Raw genomic sequence first — 20,383 nt, 5'->3', positions numbered from 1 at the left:
CGGGACGGCCCGCAGAATCGGCCTCTCAGAGCCAGAACCCCTCCTCATTCCAAGGACCACAACCAGTTCATCTGGGCGTCGGCCCTTCCGCTGCGGGGGGATTCGTGAAAGCGTTCACATTCACAAGCACCCTGCACGTAATACCAAGAGAGGTAGCAGCCATGGACTGGCGTCACAACGCCGTTTGCCGCGAGGAAGACCCCGAGCTGTTCTTCCCCATCGGCAACACCGGTCCTGCGCTGCTGCAGATCGAGGAAGCCAAGGCCGTCTGCCGCCGCTGCCCCGTCATGGAGCAGTGTCTGCAGTGGGCGCTCGAGTCCGGCCAGGACTCCGGCGTCTGGGGTGGCCTCAGCGAGGACGAGCGCCGCGCGATGAAGCGCCGCGCCGCTCGCAACCGGGCGCGCAACGCCAGCGCCTGATTGCCACCGCTACGAGCCTGAGCCCGGCGGCGCGTACGGCGAGTACGCACTCACCGCCCCCGAGCCGCAGCGCGCAGCAGTAACTCACAAGCGTTCGAGCCCCGGACCGTGTCCATACGGTCCGGGGCTCGCTGCTGTTCCCGGCGGGATCGGCCGGGACGCTTCCTGGCTCCGCACCGATCGGCCAGGGTGACCGGGCAGCGCTTCCTGGCTCCGCACCGACGGCCGGGGGCCGCTGCCGGCGCTGCCCCGCCGGCCGGGGCTACTTCTGGTTGCACACCGGGATGTCGAGGACGACGCGCGTGCCGCGGCCGAGGGCGGGCTGCATGTCGAAGCTGCCGCCCAACTCCCCCTCGACCAGGGTCCTGACGATCTGCAGACCGAGGTTGCCGGCCCGCTGCGGATCAAAGCCTTCGGGCAGTCCGCGGCCGTCGTCCTGGACGGTGATCAGCAGCCGCTCGTCGGAGCGCGGGCCCCCGCGTACCGCCGAGACCTCGACCGTGCCGTGCTCTCCCGGGGCGAAGGCGTGCTCCAGGGCGTTCTGCAGGACTTCGGTGAGGACCATGGAGAGCGGAGTCGCGACCTCGGCGTCGAGAATTCCGCAGCGGCCGGTGCGGCGGCATTCGACCTTGCCCGGGGAGATCTCGGCGACCATCGCGAGCACCCGGTCGGCGATCTCGTCGAACTCGACCCGCTCGTCCAGGTTATGAGACAGCGTCTCATGGACGATCGCGATCGAGCCGACGCGGCGGACCGCCTCGTTGAGTGCCTCCCTGCCGCGGACGGAGTCCATCCGGCGGGCCTGCAGCCGCAGCAGCGCGGCGACCGTCTGGAGGTTGTTCTTCACCCGGTGGTGGATCTCCCGGATGGTGGCGTCCTTGGTGATCAACTCCCTTTCGCGGCGGCGCAGTTCGGTGACGTCGCGGAGCAGTACGAGGGAGCCGATGCGGGGGCCCTTGGGCTTGAGCGGGATGGCGCGCAGCTGGATGACGCCGCCGCTGCCCTCGACCTCGGCCTCGCGAGGCGCGTATCCGCTGGCGAGTTTGACCAGGGCTTCGTCGACCGGGCCGCGGGACGGGGCGAGTTCGGCGGTGATCTGGCCGAGGTGCTGGCCGACGAGATCGGCGGCGAGGCCGAGGCGGTGGTACGCGGAGAGGGCGTTCGGGGACGCGTACTGGACGACACCGTCGGCATCGAGGCGGATCAGTCCGTCGCCGGCGCGCGGGGAGGCGTCCATCTCGACCTGTTGCCCGGGGAAGGGGAAAGCGCCCGCGGCGATCATCTGAGCAAGGTCCGAGGCGGACTGGAGGTAGGTGAGCTCCAGCCGGCTCGGGGTGCGGACGGTCAGCAGATTGGTGTTGCGGGCGATCACTCCGAGTACGCGGCCGTCACGGCGTACGGGGATGGACTCGACCCGTACCGGCACCTCCTCGCGCCACTCCGGGTCGCCCTCGCGCACGATCCGGCCCTCGTCGAGTGCCGCGTCGAGAAGAGGACGGCGGCCTCGTGGAACCAGATGCCCGACCATGTCGTCCTGGTAGGAGGTGGGGCCGGTGTTGGGCCGCATCTGGGCGACGGAGACATAGCGGGTACCGTCGAGAGTGGGCACCCAGAGCACGAGGTCGGCGAAGGACAGGTCGGAGAGCAGTTGCCACTCCGAGACCAGCAGGTGGAGCCACTCGAGGTCGGACTCACTCAGAGCGGTGTGCTGGCGTACGAGATCGTTCATGGAGGGCACGCTGTGAGCGTACCTTCGGTATGAACCTGACGGGATCGGGCTCCGTGGTGGAGGATGGGCCCGGAACCAGTCCGTGCGTATGGATGGACAGACCAGAATGGTCTAGTCCACAATGGTACGGATCGCATCACCCCGGGGTTCACCTCGGGTCCCGAAATACCTCCGCCCTCCCCGCACAGGAGGGTGGACCGAGGTACCCGGCGCTCTCTGCCCTGACTGCGCCGAGACCTCCCACGGCCGCGTGGGACCGCACACCCGCCGGCCGAGCAACTCCGGGCTGCGGTGCCGGATGGGTTGAGGGTCCCGTCCTGGCGCCGCGGCCCGCGGGTGTTTTCGGGGCCTTCACCGCGGATCCGGCCCCGCCCCCGGCCACGCACGCATCGCCATCTCCCCCGCGGCCTGCAGGGCCTCTTGCGTCGCGCCGTCACGGGCCTGGAGCGACAGACCCTGGAGTACAGCCACGCTGAAGCGGGCGAGGGCGGCCGGGTCGGTGCCGGGAGGAATAGCTCCCGAGGCGACATCCGCGCGAATACGGGTCTCGATGGCGGCCAGGCTGGTGTCGCGCCGGTCCCGCAGGGCGGCCGCGACCTCCGGCGTCGTGCAGTTGACCGCCGCACCGATCACGAGGCAGCCCCATGGGTGTGCCGGGTCGGAGTACTCCGCCGCGCCATCGCGCACCATCCTCTCGATGGCGGCCCGGGCGGTGGGCTCCTCGGCCAGGGCGCGGCCCATGAAGGCGCCGTACGTGTCCCCGTATGCGCCCACGACCTCCTCGAAGAGGGCCTTCTTGTCGCCGAAGGCCGCGTACAGGCTCGGCGCGCCGATGCCCATGACGCGCGTGAGGTCCGCGACCGAGGTCGCTTCGTAGCCGTGCTCCCAGAAGACCATCATGGCCTGCCGCAGGGCCGCCTCCCGGTCGAAGGAGCGGGGCCTGCCGCGCTGTTTCGTCGCCATGCCGAAAATTCTATAGCGATCGTTCGAGAATCTGTTACGGTTCATTTCTGTAGCGATCACTAGGGAAATTGGGAGACATCGCCATGGGCGTGCTCACAGGCAGGACGGCACTGGTCACCGGCGGCAGCAGGGGCATCGGACGGGGCGTCGCGGAGCGGCTCGGACGGGACGGCGCCCGGGTGGCCGTGCACTACGGCAGCAACGAGGCCGCGGCGAAGGAGACGGTCGCGGCGATCGAGGATGCGGGCGGCGAGGCGTTCGCGATCGGGCAGGAGCTGGGAGTGCCGGGGGACGCGGCGGGACTGTGGGAGCAGTTCGACCGGGCCTCCGGAGGCGACGGGCTGGACATCCTGGTCAACAACGCCGGCATCGCGGGTGGACGCGGGTTCGCGGACATTCGCGAGGAGGACTTCGAGCGGACCTTCGCGGTGAACGCCAAGGCGCCGTTCTTCGTGACCCAGCTGGGCGCGGAGCGGCTGCGGGACGGCGGCCGGATCATCAACATCTCCTCCGGGCTGTCCCGGGCCGCGGTGATGCCGGACCTGATCGCCTACTCGATGAGCAAGGCCGCGCTGGACATGTTCACCCGGAATCTCTCCAAGATCCTCGGACCCCGCGGCATCACGGTGAACGCGGTCGCCCCGGGCATCATCGACACGGACATCAACGCGGACTGGCTGCGCACGAGCGACGAGGCGCGGGCGGGCGCGGCGGCGATGTCGGCGCTGGGGCGCGTGGGCACCCCGTCCGACATCGCCGATGCGGTGGCCTTCCTCGCCTCCGACGCGGGCCGCTGGATCACCGGCGAGTGGCTCGACACATCGGGCGGCTCGCTGGCGTGACGGGGGTGTGGGGGAACGCGGTTCCCCCACACCGTCACCGCGTTTCGGTGACCTTCGCGAGAGCCCGCGGCGCGTCCGGGTCCTGGCCGCGGGCGATGGTCACCTCGTACGCCAGGAGCTGGAGCGGAAGGATCTCCAGGATGGGCTGGACCTCCTCCGCCACTCCCTCCGTGGGCAGGACGAACCCCGCGGAGGCCGCCTCGACCTGAGGCTTCGGGCCGACGACGACCAGGTCCGCGCCGCGGCCGCGGAGGCGGTCGAGGACGGGCTGGAGGGCCTCGCCGCCGCGGCCGTCCGTCACCACCGCGATCACCGGGGAGATGTTGTCGACCATGGCCAGCGGCCCGTGCAGCAGGTCGGCGCCGGAGTACGAGAGTGCCGGGATGTAACTCGTCTCCATCAGCTTGAGGGCCGCCTCCTTGGCCGTCGGATAGCCGTAGCCCCTGGACGTGATGACCATGCGCCCGGCGAAGCGGTAGCGCGAGGCCAGGGCCTTCACCTCGGCCCGGCGAGCCAGGATCTCCTCCGCGAGGCCGGGGAGGACGTGCGCCGCGGAGCCGTCGCCACCACGCAGCCCCTCGACGAAGAGATAAAGAGACAGCAGCGACGCCGTGTAGGTCTTGGTCGCCGGGAGTGCCTTCTCCGGGCCGGCCAGGATGTCGATGTGGAACTCCGAGACCGCGGCCAGCGGCGAGTCCGGGTTGTTCGTCACGGCGAGGGTGACCGCACCCGCCTCCCGCGCGGCCCTGGTGGACGCCACCAGGTCCGGGGAGCCGCCCGACTGACTCACCGTGATCACCAGGACGTCGGTGAGATCGGGCTTCGCCCCGTACGCCGTCGTCGTGGACATCGAGGTCAGCCCGCACGGCAGTCCGAGGCGGATCTCCAGCAGGTACTTCGCGTAGAGCGCCGCGTTGTCGGACGTGCCCCGTGCGGTCAGCAGGACGAAGCGCGGCTTCCGCGCGGCGATCTCCGCGGCGACCTCACGGATCCTCGGCGCTCCCCGGTCGAGGATCCGGCGCAGCACGGCGGGCTGCTCGGCCATCTCGCCGGACATGATCGTGCCCGGCTGCTCGCGGTGCTCGGCTGACGTCGTGGCGGACATGCTGGGCCTCCAAAGGTGCCTGCGTACGTGCCTGCGTACGGTCCGGACGCCGTCCGGCTCAGTCGACCACGGGGGCCCGCGCCCCCGCCAGCCGGCATTCACCGGGGCGTCACCCCATTCTGCTAGATTGGTCTATACCACAGTGACCTTTCAACCGATCGGCAGGCCCAGCGTGGAAGTTGTCATCGTCCAGGACGCCAAGGCAGGCGGAGAGCTCATCGCCCAGGGCATCGCGGACCTGCTCCGCCGCAAGCCCGACGCGCTGCTCGGGGTGGCCACCGGATCGACGCCGCTGCCCGTCTACGAGGCGCTGACGGCGAAGGTACGGGCCGGGGACGTGGACGCGTCCCGGGCGCGGATAGCCCAGCTCGACGAGTACGTGGGCCTCCCGGCCGGGCACCCCGAGTCGTACCGCTCCGTCGTTCTGCGTGAGGTCGTCGAGCCGCTCGGACTGAGCGCGGACGCCTTCATCGGCCCGGACGGCTCGGCGCAGGACGTCCAGGCCGCCTGCGAGGCGTACGACGCGGCGCTGGCGGAGGCGGGCGGCGTCGACCTCCAGCTGCTCGGGATCGGCACGGACGGGCACATCGGGTTCAACGAGCCCTGCTCGTCGCTCGCCTCGCGGACGCGGATCAAGACGCTGACCGAGCAGACGCGGGTGGACAACGCGCGGTTCTTCGACGGGGACATCGAGGAGGTACCGCACCACGTGATCACGCAGGGGATCGGGACGATTCTGGAGGCGCGGCATCTGGTGCTGCTCGCGACGGGCGAGGGGAAGGCGGAGGCGGTCGCCCAGACCGTCGAGGGGCCGGTTGCGGCGGTCGTACCGGCCTCGGCGCTCCAGTTGCACCCGCACGCGACCGTGGTCGTGGACGAGGCGGCCGCGTCCAAGCTGAAGCTCGCGGACTACTTCCGGCACACGTACGCGAACAAGCCGGCCTGGCAGGGGCTGTAGCCGCTGCCGTACCCGTACGGTGAGGCCCGGCCGCCCCCCGCTTGGGGCGGCCGGGCCTCGGTCTTCGAGGGCGCGCCGGATGGGCTACCCGCCCGTGATCGCCTCCGCCGCCGCACGGCCGCAGACCCTCGCCGCGCCGAAGGTCGCCACGTGGAGGGCGCCGCGCGGCTCGGCCTGGTTGAGGCCCATTTCGACCACGATCGTGTCCGGGCGGGCCGCGAGGAGCGCGTCCAGGGACCGGATCATCCACGGGTGGCGGTGCGCGTCGCGGACGACCGCGACGATCCTGCGGTCGCCCGCGGCCAGGAGGACGTCATCGACCGCGGAGTCCGCGTACGTGCCCGTCTCCGTGCCCGGAAGCAGCCGGGCCAGTTCCGCCGCGACGCCCCACGGGGTCTCGTCGCCGACCGCGATGTTGGCCACGGGCGTGAACGCGGCGACGTACGGCGGCGAGGTCAGGGGCTGGTGGGGCCGCTCCCCCGCCGTCACGCGTACCGCCCGCCGGGCCGCGGTCAGGCCGATGTCGGTGCCGGGCGCGGTCCCCTCCTGTGAAGCCGCGCCCGGCTCCGATGCCGCCCCCCTGGCCCCCCTGGTCCAGTCCGCGAGCGCGCGCACGCGCGCGGCCGCGTCGGCCAGTCGTTCCTCGGGCAGCTCGCCCTGGCGTACCGCGGTGACCAGCGCGTCGCGCAGCCGCAGCACGGTGTCCTCGTCGGCCAGGCCGCCGCCGACACAGATCGCGTCGGCACCGGCGGCGATCGCGAGGACACTGCCGCGCTCGATTCCGTACGTTCCGGCGATGGCCTGCATCTCCATGCCGTCGGTGACGATCAGGCCGTCGTAGCCCAGCTCCTGGCGCAGCAGACCGGTGAGGATCTGCGGGCTCAGGGTCGCCGGGCGGTCCGGGTCGAGCGCGGGTAGCAGGATATGCGCGCTCATGACCGACTTGGAACCCGCTGTGATGGCCGCGTGGAAAGGCACCAGCTCACGGGCGTGCAACGTGGCCAACTCCACATCGATGCGGGGCATCGCATGGTGTGAATCGACGGCTGTGTCGCCGTGTCCGGGGAAGTGCTTGGTGCATGCAGCGACCCCGGCGGACTGGAGTCCTTCGACGTACGCGGCGGTGTGCCGGGCGACCAGTTGCGGGTCGGCCCCGAAGGAACGCACCCCGATGACTGGATTGTCCGGGTTTGAGTTGACGTCGGCGGACGGGGCCCAGTTGAGGTCGACCCCGCACTCCGCGAGCCGGCGGCCGAGCTCATGGGCCACCGCCCGGGTCAGCCCGACGTCGTCCACGGACCCGAGGGCGTAGTTGCCGGGGAAGGAGGAGCCGGTACGGACCTCCAGACGGGTGACGTCCCCGCCTTCCTCGTCGATCGCGACGAGTACGTCGTCACGCTCGGCCCGCAGCTGCGAGGTGAGCGCGGCCAGTTGGCCGGGTGAGGCGATGTTGCGGCCGAACAGGCCGACGGAGGAGAGCCCTTCACCGATCCGGCGCAGCAGCCAGTCGGGGGCGGTGGTGCCGAGGAAACCGGGCTGGAGGACGGCGAGAGCGTCACGCGTGAGCGTGTCGGAGCCGTGTACGAGAGTCGTCATGTCGACCGCGTCATCCCTTCACTGCGCCGGCCGTCAGACCCGCGGCCATCTTGCGCTGGACGAGGAGGAAGAGGACCACGATGGGAACGGCCATCATCGTGGCGCCGGCCATCATCGGCGCGTATTCCGTGCCGTGCTTGGTGCTGAAATTGCCGAGCCAGACGGTGGCCGTCTGGTTCTGCTGGCTCATCAGCATCAGCGCGTACAGGTACTCGTTCCACGCCTGGATGAAGCCGTACACGGACGTGGCCACCATGCCCGGGGCGAGCAGCGGGAAGACCACGCGCATGAAGGCACCGGTGCGGGTGCAGCCGTCGACCATAGCCGCCTCCTCCAGCTCCTTCGGGATGTTGACGATGAACCCGCGCAGCGTCCACACCGTGAAGGGGAGGATGAAGGTGAGGTACGTGATGATCAGGCCGGTGAGCTTGTCGTACTGACCGAGGTCGTTGAGCAGCAGGAAGACCGGGATGATCATGGCTACCAGCGGGACCATCTGGACCGCCAGGATCCCCACGATCACGATCTTCCGGCCGCGGAAGGCGAACCGGGAGATGGCGAGCGCCGCCAGCATGCCGACCACGATGCCGATGGCGACCACGACGAGCGAGACGATGAGGCTGCGCCCGACCGGTCCCCAGAAGTCGGCGACGTCGAAGGCCCGCGAGAAGTTCTCCAGGGTGAAGACCCTGGGGAAGAAGTGCGGGTTCGGGTCGATGGCGTCCTTGGCCGGCTTGAAGGCCGTGTTGAGCATCCAGTAGACGGGGAAGCCGGCCGTGATGAAGACCAGCAGGCCGAGCAGGTTCCAGCCGAGCTTGCTCCTTCCGGGGCGGCGGACCGCGGCAGGGGTCGATGCGCTCACTCGACTTCTCCGATCTTGAGCATCTGGCGCATGTAGACGGCGACCACGCCGAGCAGCAGGATCACCGTCACCAGGGCGATCGCCGAGCCGCCGCTGTAGTCGTTGACCACGAAGGCCTTGTCGTACGAGTACGTCGTGAGCAGCTGGAACTCGGCCTCGGGGTGGCCGTTGCGCATCACGAAGACCTGCGGGAAGACGCCCATGTCCCAGATGACCGAGAGCGTCGTGAGCATCACGATGATGGGCTTGAGGACCGGCAGCGTGACATAGCGGAAGACGCCCCACGAGCCGGCCCCGTCGAGGCGGGCCGCCTCTTCGAGCTCCTTGGGGACCTGGGTGAGTCCGGCGCTCAGCGTGATGACGACGAAGGGCACGGCGCCCCAGACGACCAGCAGCATGATGACGGCAAGGCCCTGCGGGCCGGTGGAGAACCAGTTGTGCCCGATCATGTCGACCCCGGGCAACTGGCTGAGCACCCAGTTGAGAACGCCGTAGTCGGTGTCGAAGAGCCACTTGAAGATGGCGGTGGCGACGATGATGGGCATGCCCCAGCTCGCCACGAGCGCGATGTTGACCAGCGTCTTCACCCAGCCGGAGACGCGCTGGAGCAGCAGGGCCGTCAGCATGCCCAGGACCATGGTGAGGACGACCGCGCCGCCGGCGAAGACCACCGTGCGGACCACGACGGTCCAGAACTCGGCGTCTCCCAGGATCTTGGTGAAGTTGGCGAAGCCGACCGATTCGGGCTCCTGGAAGCCCCACAGCTGCGCCTGACCGAACTTCTGGAAGGAGAGGGTGACCAGCCGGACCAGCGGATAGCCGAGGACCAGCAGAAGGACGAGCAGACAGGGCGCGAGCAGTGTCCACGGCACCGCGGCCCCACCGCCCGCGCGCCGCCGCTCACCCGGCTTTCCGGCTCCCCCGGCATCGGCCCCGGCGCCCGGGGATGTCGACGGCCGCTTCGGCGGCACCTTGGCAGTGGTTGTGTCAGCGGCACTCATCCGGCGCTCCTCAGCGGTCCCTCTCCTCGTACGGGAGCAGGGCCCCGTCGTCGCCCGACGGGGCCCTGCCGGAAGGTCACTTGGTGTTGATGACCTTGTCGATCGCGGCGTCCGCGGCCTTCGCGGCCTCCTCGACCGTCTTCTTGCCGGTGCCGATCTCGCGCAGCATCGTCTTGAGGGTCTGGGCCTTCTCGACCTGGCCCCAGCCCGGCGCCATCGGGACGAACCAGTTGGACTCGGCGGCGGTGGCCGGGACGGCCGTCTTCGGGTCGGCCTTCAGGGTCGCCAGGTCCGTCTTGTTGTTCGGCAGGTTGCCCTTGCCGATCAGACCCTTCTGGCCCTGGGCGCCCGTGAAGGCGTTGATCCACTCGGCGGCGACGTCCTGCGCCTTGGACTTGACCGGGATGGCCAGGTCCGAGCCGCCGAGGAAGACGGGGAGGCTCTTGCCGGACGGGCCGGGCATCACGAAGTTCTCGAGGTTGCCCTTGAGCTTGCCGGTCTTGTCGTTCTCCGGGGCCTCGGAGGTGGCACCTTCCCAGGCGGCGCCGAAGATCATGCCGGCGTTGCCCTGGCCGTACACGATGTAACGGTCCGACTCGTCCTTGGTCTTGTCGGCCTTCATGTACTTGTCGAGCACGCTCTTGTACTCGTTGAGGCCCTTGACGGACTCGGGCGAGGAGAGGGTGGACTTCCACTGGTCGCCCTCCTTCTTCGCGATGGCGCCGCCCGCGTCGTAGACGAAGGACATCGCGGCGTACCAGTCCGGCGAAGGCTGGTACCAGGCGCTGAACTTGTCGCCCTTCTTCGCCTGGATCTTGTCGAGGGCGGCAGTCAGCTCGGCGTACGTCTTGGGGGCCGCCTTCACCCCGGCCTCGGCAGCGACGTCCTTGCGCCAGTTGCCCACACGGCCACCGGCGTAGTACGGCACGCCATAGGTCTTGCCGTCGTACGAGACGGACTCCTTGAGGCCGTCCAGCCAGGCGTCGGACTGCTCGAACTTCGCCGGGTCGACCTCGGCGAAGGCGCCCTTGACCATGTAGCCGAGCATCTCGGTGTTGCCCATCTCGACCACGTCGGGGGCCTTGTCCGTGGCGAGGACGGCGTCGAGCTTGGCGTTCTTGTCCGGCCAGCCGTAGTACTCGTGCTTGATCTTGATGCCGGGGTGCTTCTTGACGACCGCGGCATCGGCCGCCTTGACCAGCTCGGGCCAGTTGTTCTGGGCGTCGACCGTCAGCCAGACGGTGATCTCCTTGACGTCCGCCCCGGCCTTGTCCCCGCCCTTGTCGCTCTCGGAGCCGCACGCGGCAATGCCGACCATCATGCCCGCGACGCCGATCGCCGCGATGAGCTTGCGCTTCACGCCACCCTCCTCAGGGATGCTGCAACCCCCGCCCACCGCGAAGACATACGGAGACATACGCCGAGTACTGCTCGTGGGGCTGGGACTTGGTCTTTAATGGTTTAGACCAGTACCCGGGAGCTTGGCCTAGACCTTTAGGGGTGTCAAGGGTGTATAAGAAGGGCTGTCGCGTCCGTTATCGGACCGACACCTGAGGGAGGGCGACGACCCGCGACCGGACCGTGCCACCATGTGAGCCGCAACTAGACGGAGGAGCCGGTGACGGCAGCAGCACACGAGTCGGGAAGGCAGGCCATGGCCACGGACGGGGGCGGCATCGAGCCGGAGAACGGGACGGCGACCCGCAGCGCACGCGTGCCCAAGTACTACCGGCTCAAGAGGCACTTGCTCGACATGACGGAGACGATGCCGCCGGGCACGCCCGTACCGCCCGAGCGCACGCTCGCCGCCGAGTTCGACACCTCGCGCACGACCGTGCGGCAGGCCCTTCAGGAGCTCGTCGTCGAGGGCCGGCTGGAACGCATCCAGGGCAAGGGCACGTTCGTCGCGAAGCCCAAGGTGTCGCAGGCCCTTCAGCTCACCTCGTACACCGAGGACATGAAGGCGCAGGGTCTGGAGCCCACGTCTCAGCTGCTGGACATCGGATACGTCACAGCCGACGACACCCTCGCCGGGCTGCTGGACATCTCGCCGGGCGGCCGGGTGCTGCGGATCGAACGGCTCCGGCTGGCGAGCGGCGAGCCGATGGCGATCGAGACGACGCACCTGTCGGCCAAGCGCTTCCCCGCGCTGCGGCGCTCGCTGGTCAAGTACACGTCGCTGTACACGGCCCTGGCCGAGGTGTACGACGTCCATCTGGCGGAGGCCGAGGAGACGATCGAGACCTCGCTGGCCACCCCGCGCGAGGCGGGACTGCTGGGTACGGACGTGGGCCTGCCGATGCTGATGCTGTCCCGGCACTCGCTGGACAGGAACGGTGAACCGGTGGAGTGGGTGCGGTCGGTGTACCGGGGGGACCGGTACAAGTTCGTGGCGAGGCTGCAGCGGCCCGAGGGGGACTGACGGGCCGCAGGGTGGGGCTGGGGGTTCGGGGGTTACCCCCGGAACAACACAGCGTGGCGAGGCTGCAGCGGCCCGAGGGGGACTGACGGGCCGCAGGGTGGGGCTGGCGGGCTGGGCCCCTCGGAACAACACAGCCCCGAAGGCGGGCCGAGCGGTCCGAATGAAGGGTTGAACGGTCGGAATCAGCCGCCGAGCGGTCGGTTTCGGCCGCTGAGCGGCTGAGCCGAGCCGTTGGGCGATTGCCTCGTCCGTTATCCGGACGAGGGTTCCATCGAGCGGACTCGTCCCCTAGATTTCGTGCGCGTTACATCAGCACCGCTGATCAGCGACGGGACGGAGCCGCTCATGTCCGAAGTACCCGAACACAGAAAACCGGCCGTCACCCCGGTCCGGGTGGTGGTGGCCCTCTGCCTCATCGCGCCGTTCGTCGCGATGCTCTGGGTCGGCTCGTACGCGAAGGTCGAGCCCAGCGTCGCCGGGATCCCGTTCTTCTACTGGTACCAGATGCTCTGGGTCGTCATATCGACGGCCCTGACGATGGTGGCCTACACGCTGTGGCAGCGTGACCAGCGCGCCCGCAAGGAAGGGGCGTCGAAGTGAAGGACGGCGTGAACGGCGTCGCACTCGCCGTCTTCATCTTCTTCTTCCTGGCCGTCACGGTCATGGGCTTCCTCGCGTCGCGCTGGCGCAGGGCCGAGAACGAGAACAGCCTGGACGAATGGGGCCTGGGCGGCCGCTCGTTCGGCACCTGGGTGACCTGGTTCCTGCTGGGCGGCGACCTCTACACCGCGTACACCTTCGTCGCCGTACCCGCGGCGATCTACGCGGCGGGCGCGGCGGGCTTCTTCGCGGTGCCGTACACGATCCTCGTCTACCCGCTGATCTTCACCTTCCTGCCGCGGCTGTGGTCCGTGTCGCACAAGCACGGCTACGTGACGACGTCCGACTTCGTGCGCGGGCGCTTCGGCTCGAAGGGGCTGTCGCTGGCGGTCGCGGTGACCGGCATCCTCGCGACGATGCCGTACATCGCGCTGCAGCTCGTCGGCATCCAGGCCGTGCTGGACGTCATGGGCGTCGGCGGGGGTGAGAACACGAACTGGTTCATCAAGGACCTGCCGCTGCTGATCGCCTTCGGTGTCCTGGCGGCGTACACGTACTCGTCCGGTCTGCGGGCTCCGGCGCTGATCGCCTTCGTCAAGGACACGCTGATCTACATCGTGATCGCGGTCGCGATCATCTACATCCCGATCAAGCTCGGCGGCTTCGACGACATCTTCGCCAAGGCGGGCGAGGCGTTCGCGCAGATCAACCCGGCGACGGAGAAGCCGCGAGGCGCGCTGGTGCCCGGGGAGCTGGGCCAGTGGGGCTACGCCACGCTGGCGCTCGGCTCGGCGCTCGCGCTCTTCATGTACCCGCACTCGATCACGGCGACGCTGTCCTCGCGCAGCCGTGAGGTGATCCGCCGCAACACGACGATCCTGCCGCTGTACTCGCTGATGCTCGGGCTGCTGGCGCTGCTCGGCTTCATGGCGATCGCGGCCGGGGTGAAGGTGACCAACGGTCAGCTCGCCATCCCGCAGCTGTTCGAGAACATGTTCCCCGACTGGTTCGCGGGTGTGGCCTTCGCGGCCATCGGCATCGGCGCGCTGGTGCCGGCGGCGATCATGTCGATCGCCGCGGCGAACCTCTTCACCCGCAACATCTACAAGGACTTCCTGAAGCCGGACGCGACGCCGGCGCAGGAGACCAAGGTGTCGAAGCTGGTGTCGCTGCTGGTGAAGGTGGGCGCGCTGGTCTTCGTCCTGACGATGGACAAGACGGTCGCCATCAACTTCCAGCTGCTGGGCGGCATCTGGATCCTGCAGACCTTCCCGGCCCTGGTCGGCGGCCTCTTCACGCGGTGGTTCCACCGCTGGGCGCTGATCGCGGGCTGGGCGGCCGGCATGCTGTACGGCACGATGGCGGCGTACGGGGTCGCCAGCCCCACGCAGAAGCACTTCGGCGGCTCGTCGGCCGAGATTCCCGGGATCGGGGAGATCGGCTACATCGGTCTGACGGCCTTCGTGCTGAACGTGGTGGTGACGGTCGTCCTGACGTTCGTCCTGCGCGCGGCGAAGGCGCCGGACGGAGTCGACGAGACGTCCCCGGAGGACTACACGGCGGACGCGGGGGACGCGGGCGTCCAGGTGGAGCTCCCGAAGGCGACCGCCGCTACCCACTGACGTACGACGGGCCGCCGTCTCCTCCCGTGAGGAGACGGCGGCCCGTTGCCGTGTCCGTGCGCGGCCCGGTCCCCCACCGGCCGCGCTCCGCGCGTGATGCGCCGGCTACCCGAACCGGCCCTCGACATAGTCCGCCGTACGCGGGTCGGCGGGCGACGAGAACATCGCCGGTGTGGGACCGTGCTCGACGATCGCGCCCGGGGTGCCCTGCTCCGCGAGGAAGAAGGCGCACTGGTCGGAAACGCGGGCCGCCTGCTGCATGTTGTGGGTGACGATCACGATCGTCACCTCGTGGGCCAGTTCCCTGATGGTCTCCTCGATACGGCGCGTGGAGGTGGGGTCGAGGGCCGAGCAGGGCTCGTCCATCAGCAGCACCTTGGGGCGTACGGCCAGGGAGCGCGCGATGCACAGACGCTGCTGCTGGCCGCCGGAGAGCGCGCCGCCGGGCTGACGGAGCCGGGCCCGGACCTCCTTCCACAGGCCCGCCTTGGTCAGGCACTCCTCGACGAGGTCGTCCTTGGCGGCGCCGCCCATCCGGACACCGGTCAGTTTCAGCCCGGCCGTGACGTTGTCGTAGATGGACATCGCCGGGAACGGATTGGGCTTCTGGAAGACCATGCCGATCTGGCGCCTCGCCTCGGTCAGCCGCTGCCCCGCCGCGTAGATGTCCTTGCCGTCGATCAGCACCTCGCCCGCGAGCAAGGCGGACGGGATGAGCTCGTGCATACGGTTGAGGATCCGCAGGAAGGTCGACTTGCCGCAGCCGGACGGGCCGATGAGGGCCGTGACCAGGCTCGCCGGCATGGTCAGCGACACCCGGTCGAGGACTTTGTGGTCGCTGAACCAGGCCGAGATCCGGCGGGCTTCGAGGGTGGCCCCTGAACCCCCGGAACCCCCCGGCCCTCCGGACCCCCCGGTCCGCACGGCGTCGTCGGAGTGCACCGGAAGCGGCAGGGTGGTCGCGGTCTGAGTGCTCTGTTCGGTCACGGCATGTCCTTACTCATTCGGGTCACAGCAGGTTCGGGAGGAGCAGCGCCGCCTGATCGGCGACCGCGAGGCCGAGCGCGCCCAGCACGGGTACCCCGACCACCCAGGTCTGCGGCCGTCCCCAGCGCGCGTGCGCCCAGGCGAGGGCCGCGGCAGCCAGCACCAGCCCCTGGCCCCACAGCACCAGCGGCAACCAGGCCGTCTGCTGCATGGCCATCGGCTTCTCGTCCTCGGGCAGGGCACCCGGCGGGACGGACGAAGGGGGCGTCGGCTGGACGTCCGAGACCAGATCGGCGTCCACCCGCAGGATTCCGCTCGGCATGAACGGCGTGCCCTCGGCGGTGACGAGGGTGAGCCGGCCCCGGCCCGCGGTGAGCGCGGGCGGCTGGGGGTCACCGCCCCGGCGCGGCCCGATCACCTGGTAGGTGTGCTTGCCCTGACCGGTGGTCACGCTGAACCGGTCCCCCGTGCTCAGCTCCCCGATGTGCCGGAACGGGCCCCCGTACGTCGCCTGGCGGCCCATGATGACGCTCACCCCTGCCTGGCCCGGCAGGGCGGTGTCCCTGCGGTGACCGGCACCACGGGCCAGATCCTGAGCCGTGGTGCCCTCCCGGACGACCTCCCGCAGACGGAGCGCGGGAATCTCGAGCAGCGCCGTCGGCTCACCGGCCTCCGGTGCCGTGCCGCCGCCCGCCGACCTGCCGACCGGGGCGACCCCGTTGGCCAGTGCGCCACGGAAGGCGGCGTAGTCGACCTGCCGGTCGCGGGCGTGCCGGAGATCGCCGACGAGGCCCACGTCGACGACGAATCCCAGCAGCAGCGCGGCGAGGATGCTCAGTGCCGCGCCGAGGACGCGCAGGCCGGGGCCGGCGGCGGGGCGCGCCTGACCGGCCCGGCCGGGCTCCGGGGCCGGCGAGCCGGCAGGTGACCCGCCGTCGGCCGGCCGTGACCGGTCGTCCTGGGTCGTGGCGTCGGCCAGGGCACCCGGTGCTGTCATCCGATCCTCCGCGAGGCGGACGTGGCGGTGCCCGAGGCGTATCCGGCGCGCTTCGCCGTGACGGTGACGGTGAGCAGATGACGCCGGTCCGCCGAGGTCGGGTAGTACGTGGAGCGGGTGGCGCCGCGGATCACCCGGCCGTCACGCTTCCAGACGTAGCTGTACGTCGTGGCGGCGGGAGTCCAGGTGCCGGGCCTGGCGGTCTGCCGGTAGCCGGCCTTGGCCGTGCCGGTGATCGAGGGCTTCGTTCCGACCCGCAGCGCGGGACCGAGCCCGACGGACAGGGCCGGGCTGGTGGAGGCCGTGGTGCCGGTGCTGTTGGCCGCGGTCGCCCGGCAGGCGATCTTGTGCGGGTGGTCGGCGGCGGCGAGCGTACGGGTGCGCGCGGTCGCGCCGCTGATGGCGGCGTTGTCGCGGAGCCAGCGGTAGCTGACCGAGGACGCACCGCTGAACGCCGCGCTGCAGGTCACCGTCGAGCCGACCCTGACGGTACCGGTCACCTTCGCCGGTGTGGTGACCGCCGGGGGCTTGATCTTGACCGTGTAGGACAGGGCGGCGGAGGCCGAAGCGGCGTAGGCGGCCGGGTCGGACGGGGTGAACTGCGCCTTCACGACGTGGGTTCCGACGGCCAGGGCGCTGGTGGTCAGCGACGCCTTCCCCGCCACGACCGCGACCGGGTCGCCGAGCTGGGCGGCACCGTCCAGGAAGCGCACCGTGCCGGCGGCCGCGGCCGGGGTGACCGTCGCCGTCAGCTGCACGGACGCGCCCTGGACGACGGGGCTCACCGGGGCCGCTGCGAGGGTGGTCGTGGTCGCCGCGATGGGCGCGGTGTTCTGGTACGCGGTGTTGGAGGTGAACCAGATGGGCGCGGTGAAGTCGCCGTACGTGGCGGGGCCGAAGGCGGGCCGGCAGGTGAGGGTGAAGTCGTAGCGGCCCTGCAGGGTGGTGAAGCCCGCGGTGCTGGCGTAGTCCCGCATCGTCTGCGTCAGCGGCACCACGATGCCGCCGCTCGGCGACGTCGAGTACGTGCTGATCGGGGAGTTGCTCACCACGTTCTGGCCCTCGGCCGGGAAACCCGTGCCCTTCACCGAGACGATCAGGTTGGTCGCCGCCTCCGGGCACGGTGCCGGGGTGGTCAGGGTGATGCCGCTGGTGTCGGTGCCGGTGCCCGGGGCCACCTCGAGCGCACCGAGGACGTCGGCCCGGGCGTCGGCCGTGCCCAGCGTGATCGCGCCGGCGGTCAGCAGCGGGACGAGCGCGGCCGACAGGGTGCGGCGTGCGGTCGTGAACTTCATGGTCGGTGTCTCTTCCCGGCTCAGACGTCGGTGGTGTCGGTGACGGGGAACTCCTCGCGCAGGCGCATCCGCCGGACGACGAGGACGCCCGCCGCGATCAGTGCGGCCGAGAGGACGCCCAGCGCGGCCGCGTCGGCGCCGGTGGCCGCCAGCGAGCCCTTGCCGCCGCCCGAGCCGCCCGAGCCGCCCGAGGCTCCGCTGCTGACGTTGGTGGTGATGCCCTGGGAGTCGCCGCCCGTGGCAGCGGTGTCGGTGGGCGATGCCGTGTCCGTCGGGGACGCGGTGTCCGTGGGCGATGCCGTGTCCGTCGGAGACGCGGTGTCCGTGGGCGATGCCGTGTCCGTCGGAGACGCGGTGCCCGTGGGCGATGCCGTGTCCGTCGGAGACGCGGTGCCCGTGGGCGTGGTGGTCGGCGTCGTGGTCGGCCCCGCGGGGTCGGTGTTTCGGTACGCGGTGTTGGAGGTGAACCAGATGGGGGCGGTGAAGTCGCCCAGGCTGGTGCCGTTGAAGGCGGTGCGGCAGGTGAGGGTGAAGTCGTAGCGGCCCTGCAGGGTGGTGAAGCCCGCGGTGCTGGCGTAGTCCCGCATCGTCTGCGTCAGCGGCACCACGATGCCGCCGCTCGGCGACGTCGAGTACGTGCTGATCGGGGAGTTGCTCACCACGTTCTGGCCCTCGGCCGGGAAGCCCGTGCCCTTCACCGTGACGATGAGGTTGGTCGCCGTCTCCGGGCATGCCTTCGAGGTGGTCAGCTGCATCCCGGTGGTGTCCGTGCCGGTGGCCGGGGTCACCTCGATCGTGCCGGCGGCCTCGGCGCGCGCGGAGGTCGTCGCGAGCAGCCCCGCCGCGCCGCACGCGACGATCAGCGATCCGACGCGCACGGCGGTCGCCCGGGATATCGGGTTACGGGGCTTGAGTGTGAAGGACACGGTGTTCTCTCCTTGACAGTGGATCAGGCAGTGGGTCGATGGGTGGCGGCGGTGCTGTTCAGTCGGCCGGTTCGGAATCGGCGGCGGCGGTACGGGCCCTGCGGCCGCGCGCCCACTGGGCGGCACCGGTGAGCAGTGCCAGGAGGGCGAGGGCGAATCCCCCGGCCGACCAGGCGATGAGTGAGGTGCCGGAGGTGCCCGGCGCCTCGCCGGCCGCCGAGGTGACGGGTCCGGACCGGCCGGGCGCGGCTGCGCCGGAACCGTCGGCGGGGGCGGCGGGCGCGCCGCCCGCGCCCGCCGCGCTCCCCGGTCCCGTGCCCGTACCGCCCCCCGACGCGGTCGGCGGTACGGGCTGCTTCGGCTGCCCCGGGGCCTGCGTGGCCGGGGCCTTCTCGGCGGCGGCGACGCGAGTCCCGTCGCGGTACGCGTCCCTCGCCGTGAAGCGCAGCGACCCGGTGAAGTCCCGCAGACTGGTCGGGTCGAAGGCGCCCTTGAGGCAGCTGACCGTGAAGGTGTAGGTGCCGCGCAGCGTGGTGAACCCGGCCGTGCCGGCGTAGTCCCGCATCGTGAACGTCAGCGGGATCGCGAGGCCACCGCCCGGTGACTTCGGGTAGGTGGTGACCGGGGCGTTGCCGACGACGATCTGACCGTCGCGGGCGAAGCCCGCTCCGAAGACCCGGGCGATGACGTTCGATGCCTTGGCGGGGCAGGGGCCGGCGGCGGTGAGCGTGATCGGTTCGGTGTCGCTGCCCTTGCCGGGAGTGACCGCGAGCGCGCCCTTCTCCGGTCCCCCCGCGCCGGCCGCGAGCGCGTCGGCCGGGGTGCCCGCCACGCCCGCGCCCGCGACCAGCAGGACCGTGGCCAGGCCGACGGCATGCTTCGGCGGAGAGAACGGCGACAGCGCAGACAGCGGTGCCGACAGCGAGGACAGCAACGACGGCGCCGACCGGGGTGCCCCGGACGACGCGGCGCTGCGGGGCCGGTCCGATTCGCCCGCGCCGGCGGCCCGCGGTCCACGCCGACGGCGGCGTCTGCGTACCAGCAGCAGGGCCGTCACGGCGGCGACGGCCAGCAGCAGACCGAGCATCGCCCACGGCATGGCCCTGAAGGCTTCGGTCCGGGTGACCCGGGGCAGTACGCGGTGCTTGACGTCACCGCGCACGGGCCGGGGGTCGACCGTCACCGTGGTGGTGTCCCGCATCCCCGGGAGGACATCGGTGGCCTGTGCCGTGATCTTCAGGGCGGCGCCGGGCAGCAGCTCGGCGATGTCTCGGGACTTGTCCACGTCGGCCGTGCCGCCGAACGGATCGCGCACGTGCACCGTCTGACGCGCCGCCAGCCGGACGTTGCCGGTGTTGCGGAGGGTGTAGGTCACGGTCGCGGAGCCGCTGCCAAAGGGGTTGGCGGTGCCGTGGTACGTCGTGTGCAGATCCTCGACGGAGAGCTGCGGGGAGAGTTCACCGGCCACCCGGAGGTAGATCCGTGCGCCGACGCGCTGGTCGACCGCGACCTTGTTGCCCTTCTTGTCGGTGCGCACAGCGGACAGCGACGCGACGATCCCGCCGACGTGGTCACCGGGAGTGACGTTGCGCGGCACGGTCATGGTGAACGGGACGATCACATGGGAGCGCCGTGGCACGCTCAGCACGTTCTTGCCGAGCTTCACCCAGGCGCCCACATCGGTCGGCTTGTGTCCCGCCGCGAACAGGTCGAAGCCCCCGTCGGCGGTGGTGAAGGCATCACCGGCGTACACACGCAGGGTCAGCGGCCGGTTGGCGTGGTTGAAGACGGCGATGTGGTCCTTGACGACGGCGCCCGGGGTCGCGCCGTACGAGAAGTTCGGCCGCGCGTCGGGCTTCTTCGCGGCCGACGGCTGGACGCCGAAGGTGGCACGGCCCTGACCGCCGTCGCTGTGCCGGCCGGCCGGCGCCGGTGCGGCCGTCGCGGCCGCGGCGGTGCCCGGGAGTACGGCGAGGAGACAGGCGGCGAGGACGGCGGCGATACGGCGGGCTGAGGTGGTGATCATGTCAGGTCGTCCGATCGGGCGCGGGCAGGACGG

18 protein-coding genes are annotated in these 20,383 nt (G+C 70.7%); 6 read left to right on the top strand and 12 right to left on the bottom strand.

Features of this window, described 5'->3' with window-relative positions:
- Positions 1-161: 161 nt before the first annotated feature.
- Positions 162-419: a WhiB family transcriptional regulator gene (locus AC0699_RS18380; RefSeq protein ID WP_003953983.1), complete on the top strand. Its 258-nt coding sequence runs from the start codon at positions 162-164 to the stop codon at positions 417-419.
- A 262-nt stretch (positions 420-681) separates the two neighbouring features.
- Here AC0699_RS18380 and AC0699_RS18375 read toward each other — a convergent pair whose 3' ends face one another.
- Positions 682-2,148, bottom strand: coding sequence for a sensor histidine kinase (locus tag AC0699_RS18375; protein WP_478661444.1), 1,467 nt, complete (start codon positions 2,146-2,148; stop codon positions 682-684).
- A gap of 351 nt (positions 2,149-2,499) precedes the next feature.
- The gene (locus AC0699_RS18370; protein WP_478661182.1) at positions 2,500-3,111 is read right to left on the bottom strand and encodes a TetR/AcrR family transcriptional regulator; all 612 of its coding nucleotides are present in this window, start codon (positions 3,109-3,111) and stop codon (positions 2,500-2,502) included.
- A gap of 83 nt (positions 3,112-3,194) precedes the next feature.
- Between AC0699_RS18370 and AC0699_RS18365 the strand changes: the two genes are divergently transcribed.
- The gene (locus tag AC0699_RS18365) at positions 3,195-3,953 is read left to right on the top strand and encodes an SDR family oxidoreductase (RefSeq protein WP_478661180.1); all 759 of its coding nucleotides are present in this window, start codon (positions 3,195-3,197) and stop codon (positions 3,951-3,953) included.
- Between the two features lie 34 nt (positions 3,954-3,987).
- On the opposite strand, the gene AC0699_RS18360 is transcribed toward AC0699_RS18365, so the two are convergent.
- Complete coding sequence (locus AC0699_RS18360; protein WP_478661178.1) at positions 3,988-5,058, bottom strand: SIS domain-containing protein; 1,071 nt, start codon at positions 5,056-5,058, stop codon at positions 3,988-3,990.
- A 172-nt stretch (positions 5,059-5,230) separates the two neighbouring features.
- Between AC0699_RS18360 and nagB the strand changes: the two genes are divergently transcribed.
- The gene (gene nagB / locus AC0699_RS18355; protein ID WP_478661176.1) at positions 5,231-6,016 is read left to right on the top strand and encodes a glucosamine-6-phosphate deaminase; all 786 of its coding nucleotides are present in this window, start codon (positions 5,231-5,233) and stop codon (positions 6,014-6,016) included.
- 84 nt (positions 6,017-6,100) lie between these two features.
- Here the strand turns inward: nagB and AC0699_RS18350 are convergent, their stop codons facing one another.
- The 4 genes from AC0699_RS18350 to AC0699_RS18335 form a co-directional block, all read right to left on the bottom strand.
- On the bottom strand, positions 6,101-7,612 hold the full coding sequence (locus AC0699_RS18350) for a glycoside hydrolase family 3 protein (protein ID WP_478661174.1): 1,512 nt from the start codon (positions 7,610-7,612) through the stop codon (positions 6,101-6,103).
- A 10-nt stretch (positions 7,613-7,622) separates the two neighbouring features.
- On the bottom strand, positions 7,623-8,474 hold the full coding sequence (locus AC0699_RS18345; RefSeq protein WP_478661172.1) for a carbohydrate ABC transporter permease: 852 nt from the start codon (positions 8,472-8,474) through the stop codon (positions 7,623-7,625).
- Positions 8,471-9,475, bottom strand: coding sequence for a carbohydrate ABC transporter permease (locus AC0699_RS18340; protein ID WP_478661170.1), 1,005 nt, complete (start codon positions 9,473-9,475; stop codon positions 8,471-8,473). Before AC0699_RS18340 ends, AC0699_RS18345 begins: the two co-directional genes overlap by 4 nt.
- A gap of 76 nt (positions 9,476-9,551) precedes the next feature.
- Complete coding sequence (locus AC0699_RS18335; protein WP_478661168.1) at positions 9,552-10,835, bottom strand: extracellular solute-binding protein; 1,284 nt, start codon at positions 10,833-10,835, stop codon at positions 9,552-9,554.
- Between the two features lie 294 nt (positions 10,836-11,129).
- Here AC0699_RS18335 and AC0699_RS18330 point away from each other — a divergent pair, with 294 nt between their 5' ends.
- From AC0699_RS18330 to mctP, 3 genes are all read left to right on the top strand, one after another.
- On the top strand, positions 11,130-11,897 hold the full coding sequence (locus AC0699_RS18330) for a GntR family transcriptional regulator (protein ID WP_478661441.1): 768 nt from the start codon (positions 11,130-11,132) through the stop codon (positions 11,895-11,897).
- A 345-nt stretch (positions 11,898-12,242) separates the two neighbouring features.
- Complete coding sequence (locus AC0699_RS18325) at positions 12,243-12,497, top strand: DUF3311 domain-containing protein (RefSeq protein ID WP_453666921.1); 255 nt, start codon at positions 12,243-12,245, stop codon at positions 12,495-12,497.
- Positions 12,494-14,119: a monocarboxylate uptake permease MctP gene (gene mctP / locus AC0699_RS18320; protein WP_478661167.1), complete on the top strand. Its 1,626-nt coding sequence runs from the start codon at positions 12,494-12,496 to the stop codon at positions 14,117-14,119. Before AC0699_RS18325 ends, mctP begins: the two co-directional genes overlap by 4 nt.
- 105 nt (positions 14,120-14,224) lie before the next feature.
- On the opposite strand, the gene AC0699_RS18315 is transcribed toward mctP, so the two are convergent.
- From AC0699_RS18315 to AC0699_RS18295, 5 genes are all read right to left on the bottom strand, one after another.
- Complete coding sequence (locus AC0699_RS18315) at positions 14,225-15,043, bottom strand: phosphate ABC transporter ATP-binding protein (protein WP_478661437.1); 819 nt, start codon at positions 15,041-15,043, stop codon at positions 14,225-14,227.
- Positions 15,044-15,128: 85 nt separating this feature from the next.
- Positions 15,129-16,103, bottom strand: a complete 975-nt coding sequence (locus AC0699_RS18310) for a sortase (RefSeq protein ID WP_478661165.1) — start codon at positions 16,101-16,103, stop codon at positions 15,129-15,131.
- Complete coding sequence (locus AC0699_RS18305) at positions 16,100-17,398, bottom strand: Ig-like domain repeat protein (RefSeq protein ID WP_478661162.1); 1,299 nt, start codon at positions 17,396-17,398, stop codon at positions 16,100-16,102. The genes AC0699_RS18310 and AC0699_RS18305 overlap by 4 nt, the downstream gene beginning before the upstream one ends.
- A 20-nt stretch (positions 17,399-17,418) precedes the next feature.
- Positions 17,419-18,324 (bottom strand): hypothetical protein, encoded by a 906-nt coding sequence (locus tag AC0699_RS18300; RefSeq protein WP_478661160.1) that lies wholly within the window; start codon positions 18,322-18,324, stop codon positions 17,419-17,421.
- A gap of 58 nt (positions 18,325-18,382) precedes the next feature.
- Entirely contained in the window at positions 18,383-20,350 is a 1,968-nt protein-coding gene (locus AC0699_RS18295) for a hypothetical protein (RefSeq protein ID WP_478661158.1), read from the bottom strand.
- Between the last annotated feature and the right edge of the window lie 33 nt (positions 20,351-20,383).

This window comes from Streptomyces sp. NPDC043870 (assembly GCF_056435785.1).
This window is presented reverse-complemented; position numbering and strand designations above follow the sequence as displayed.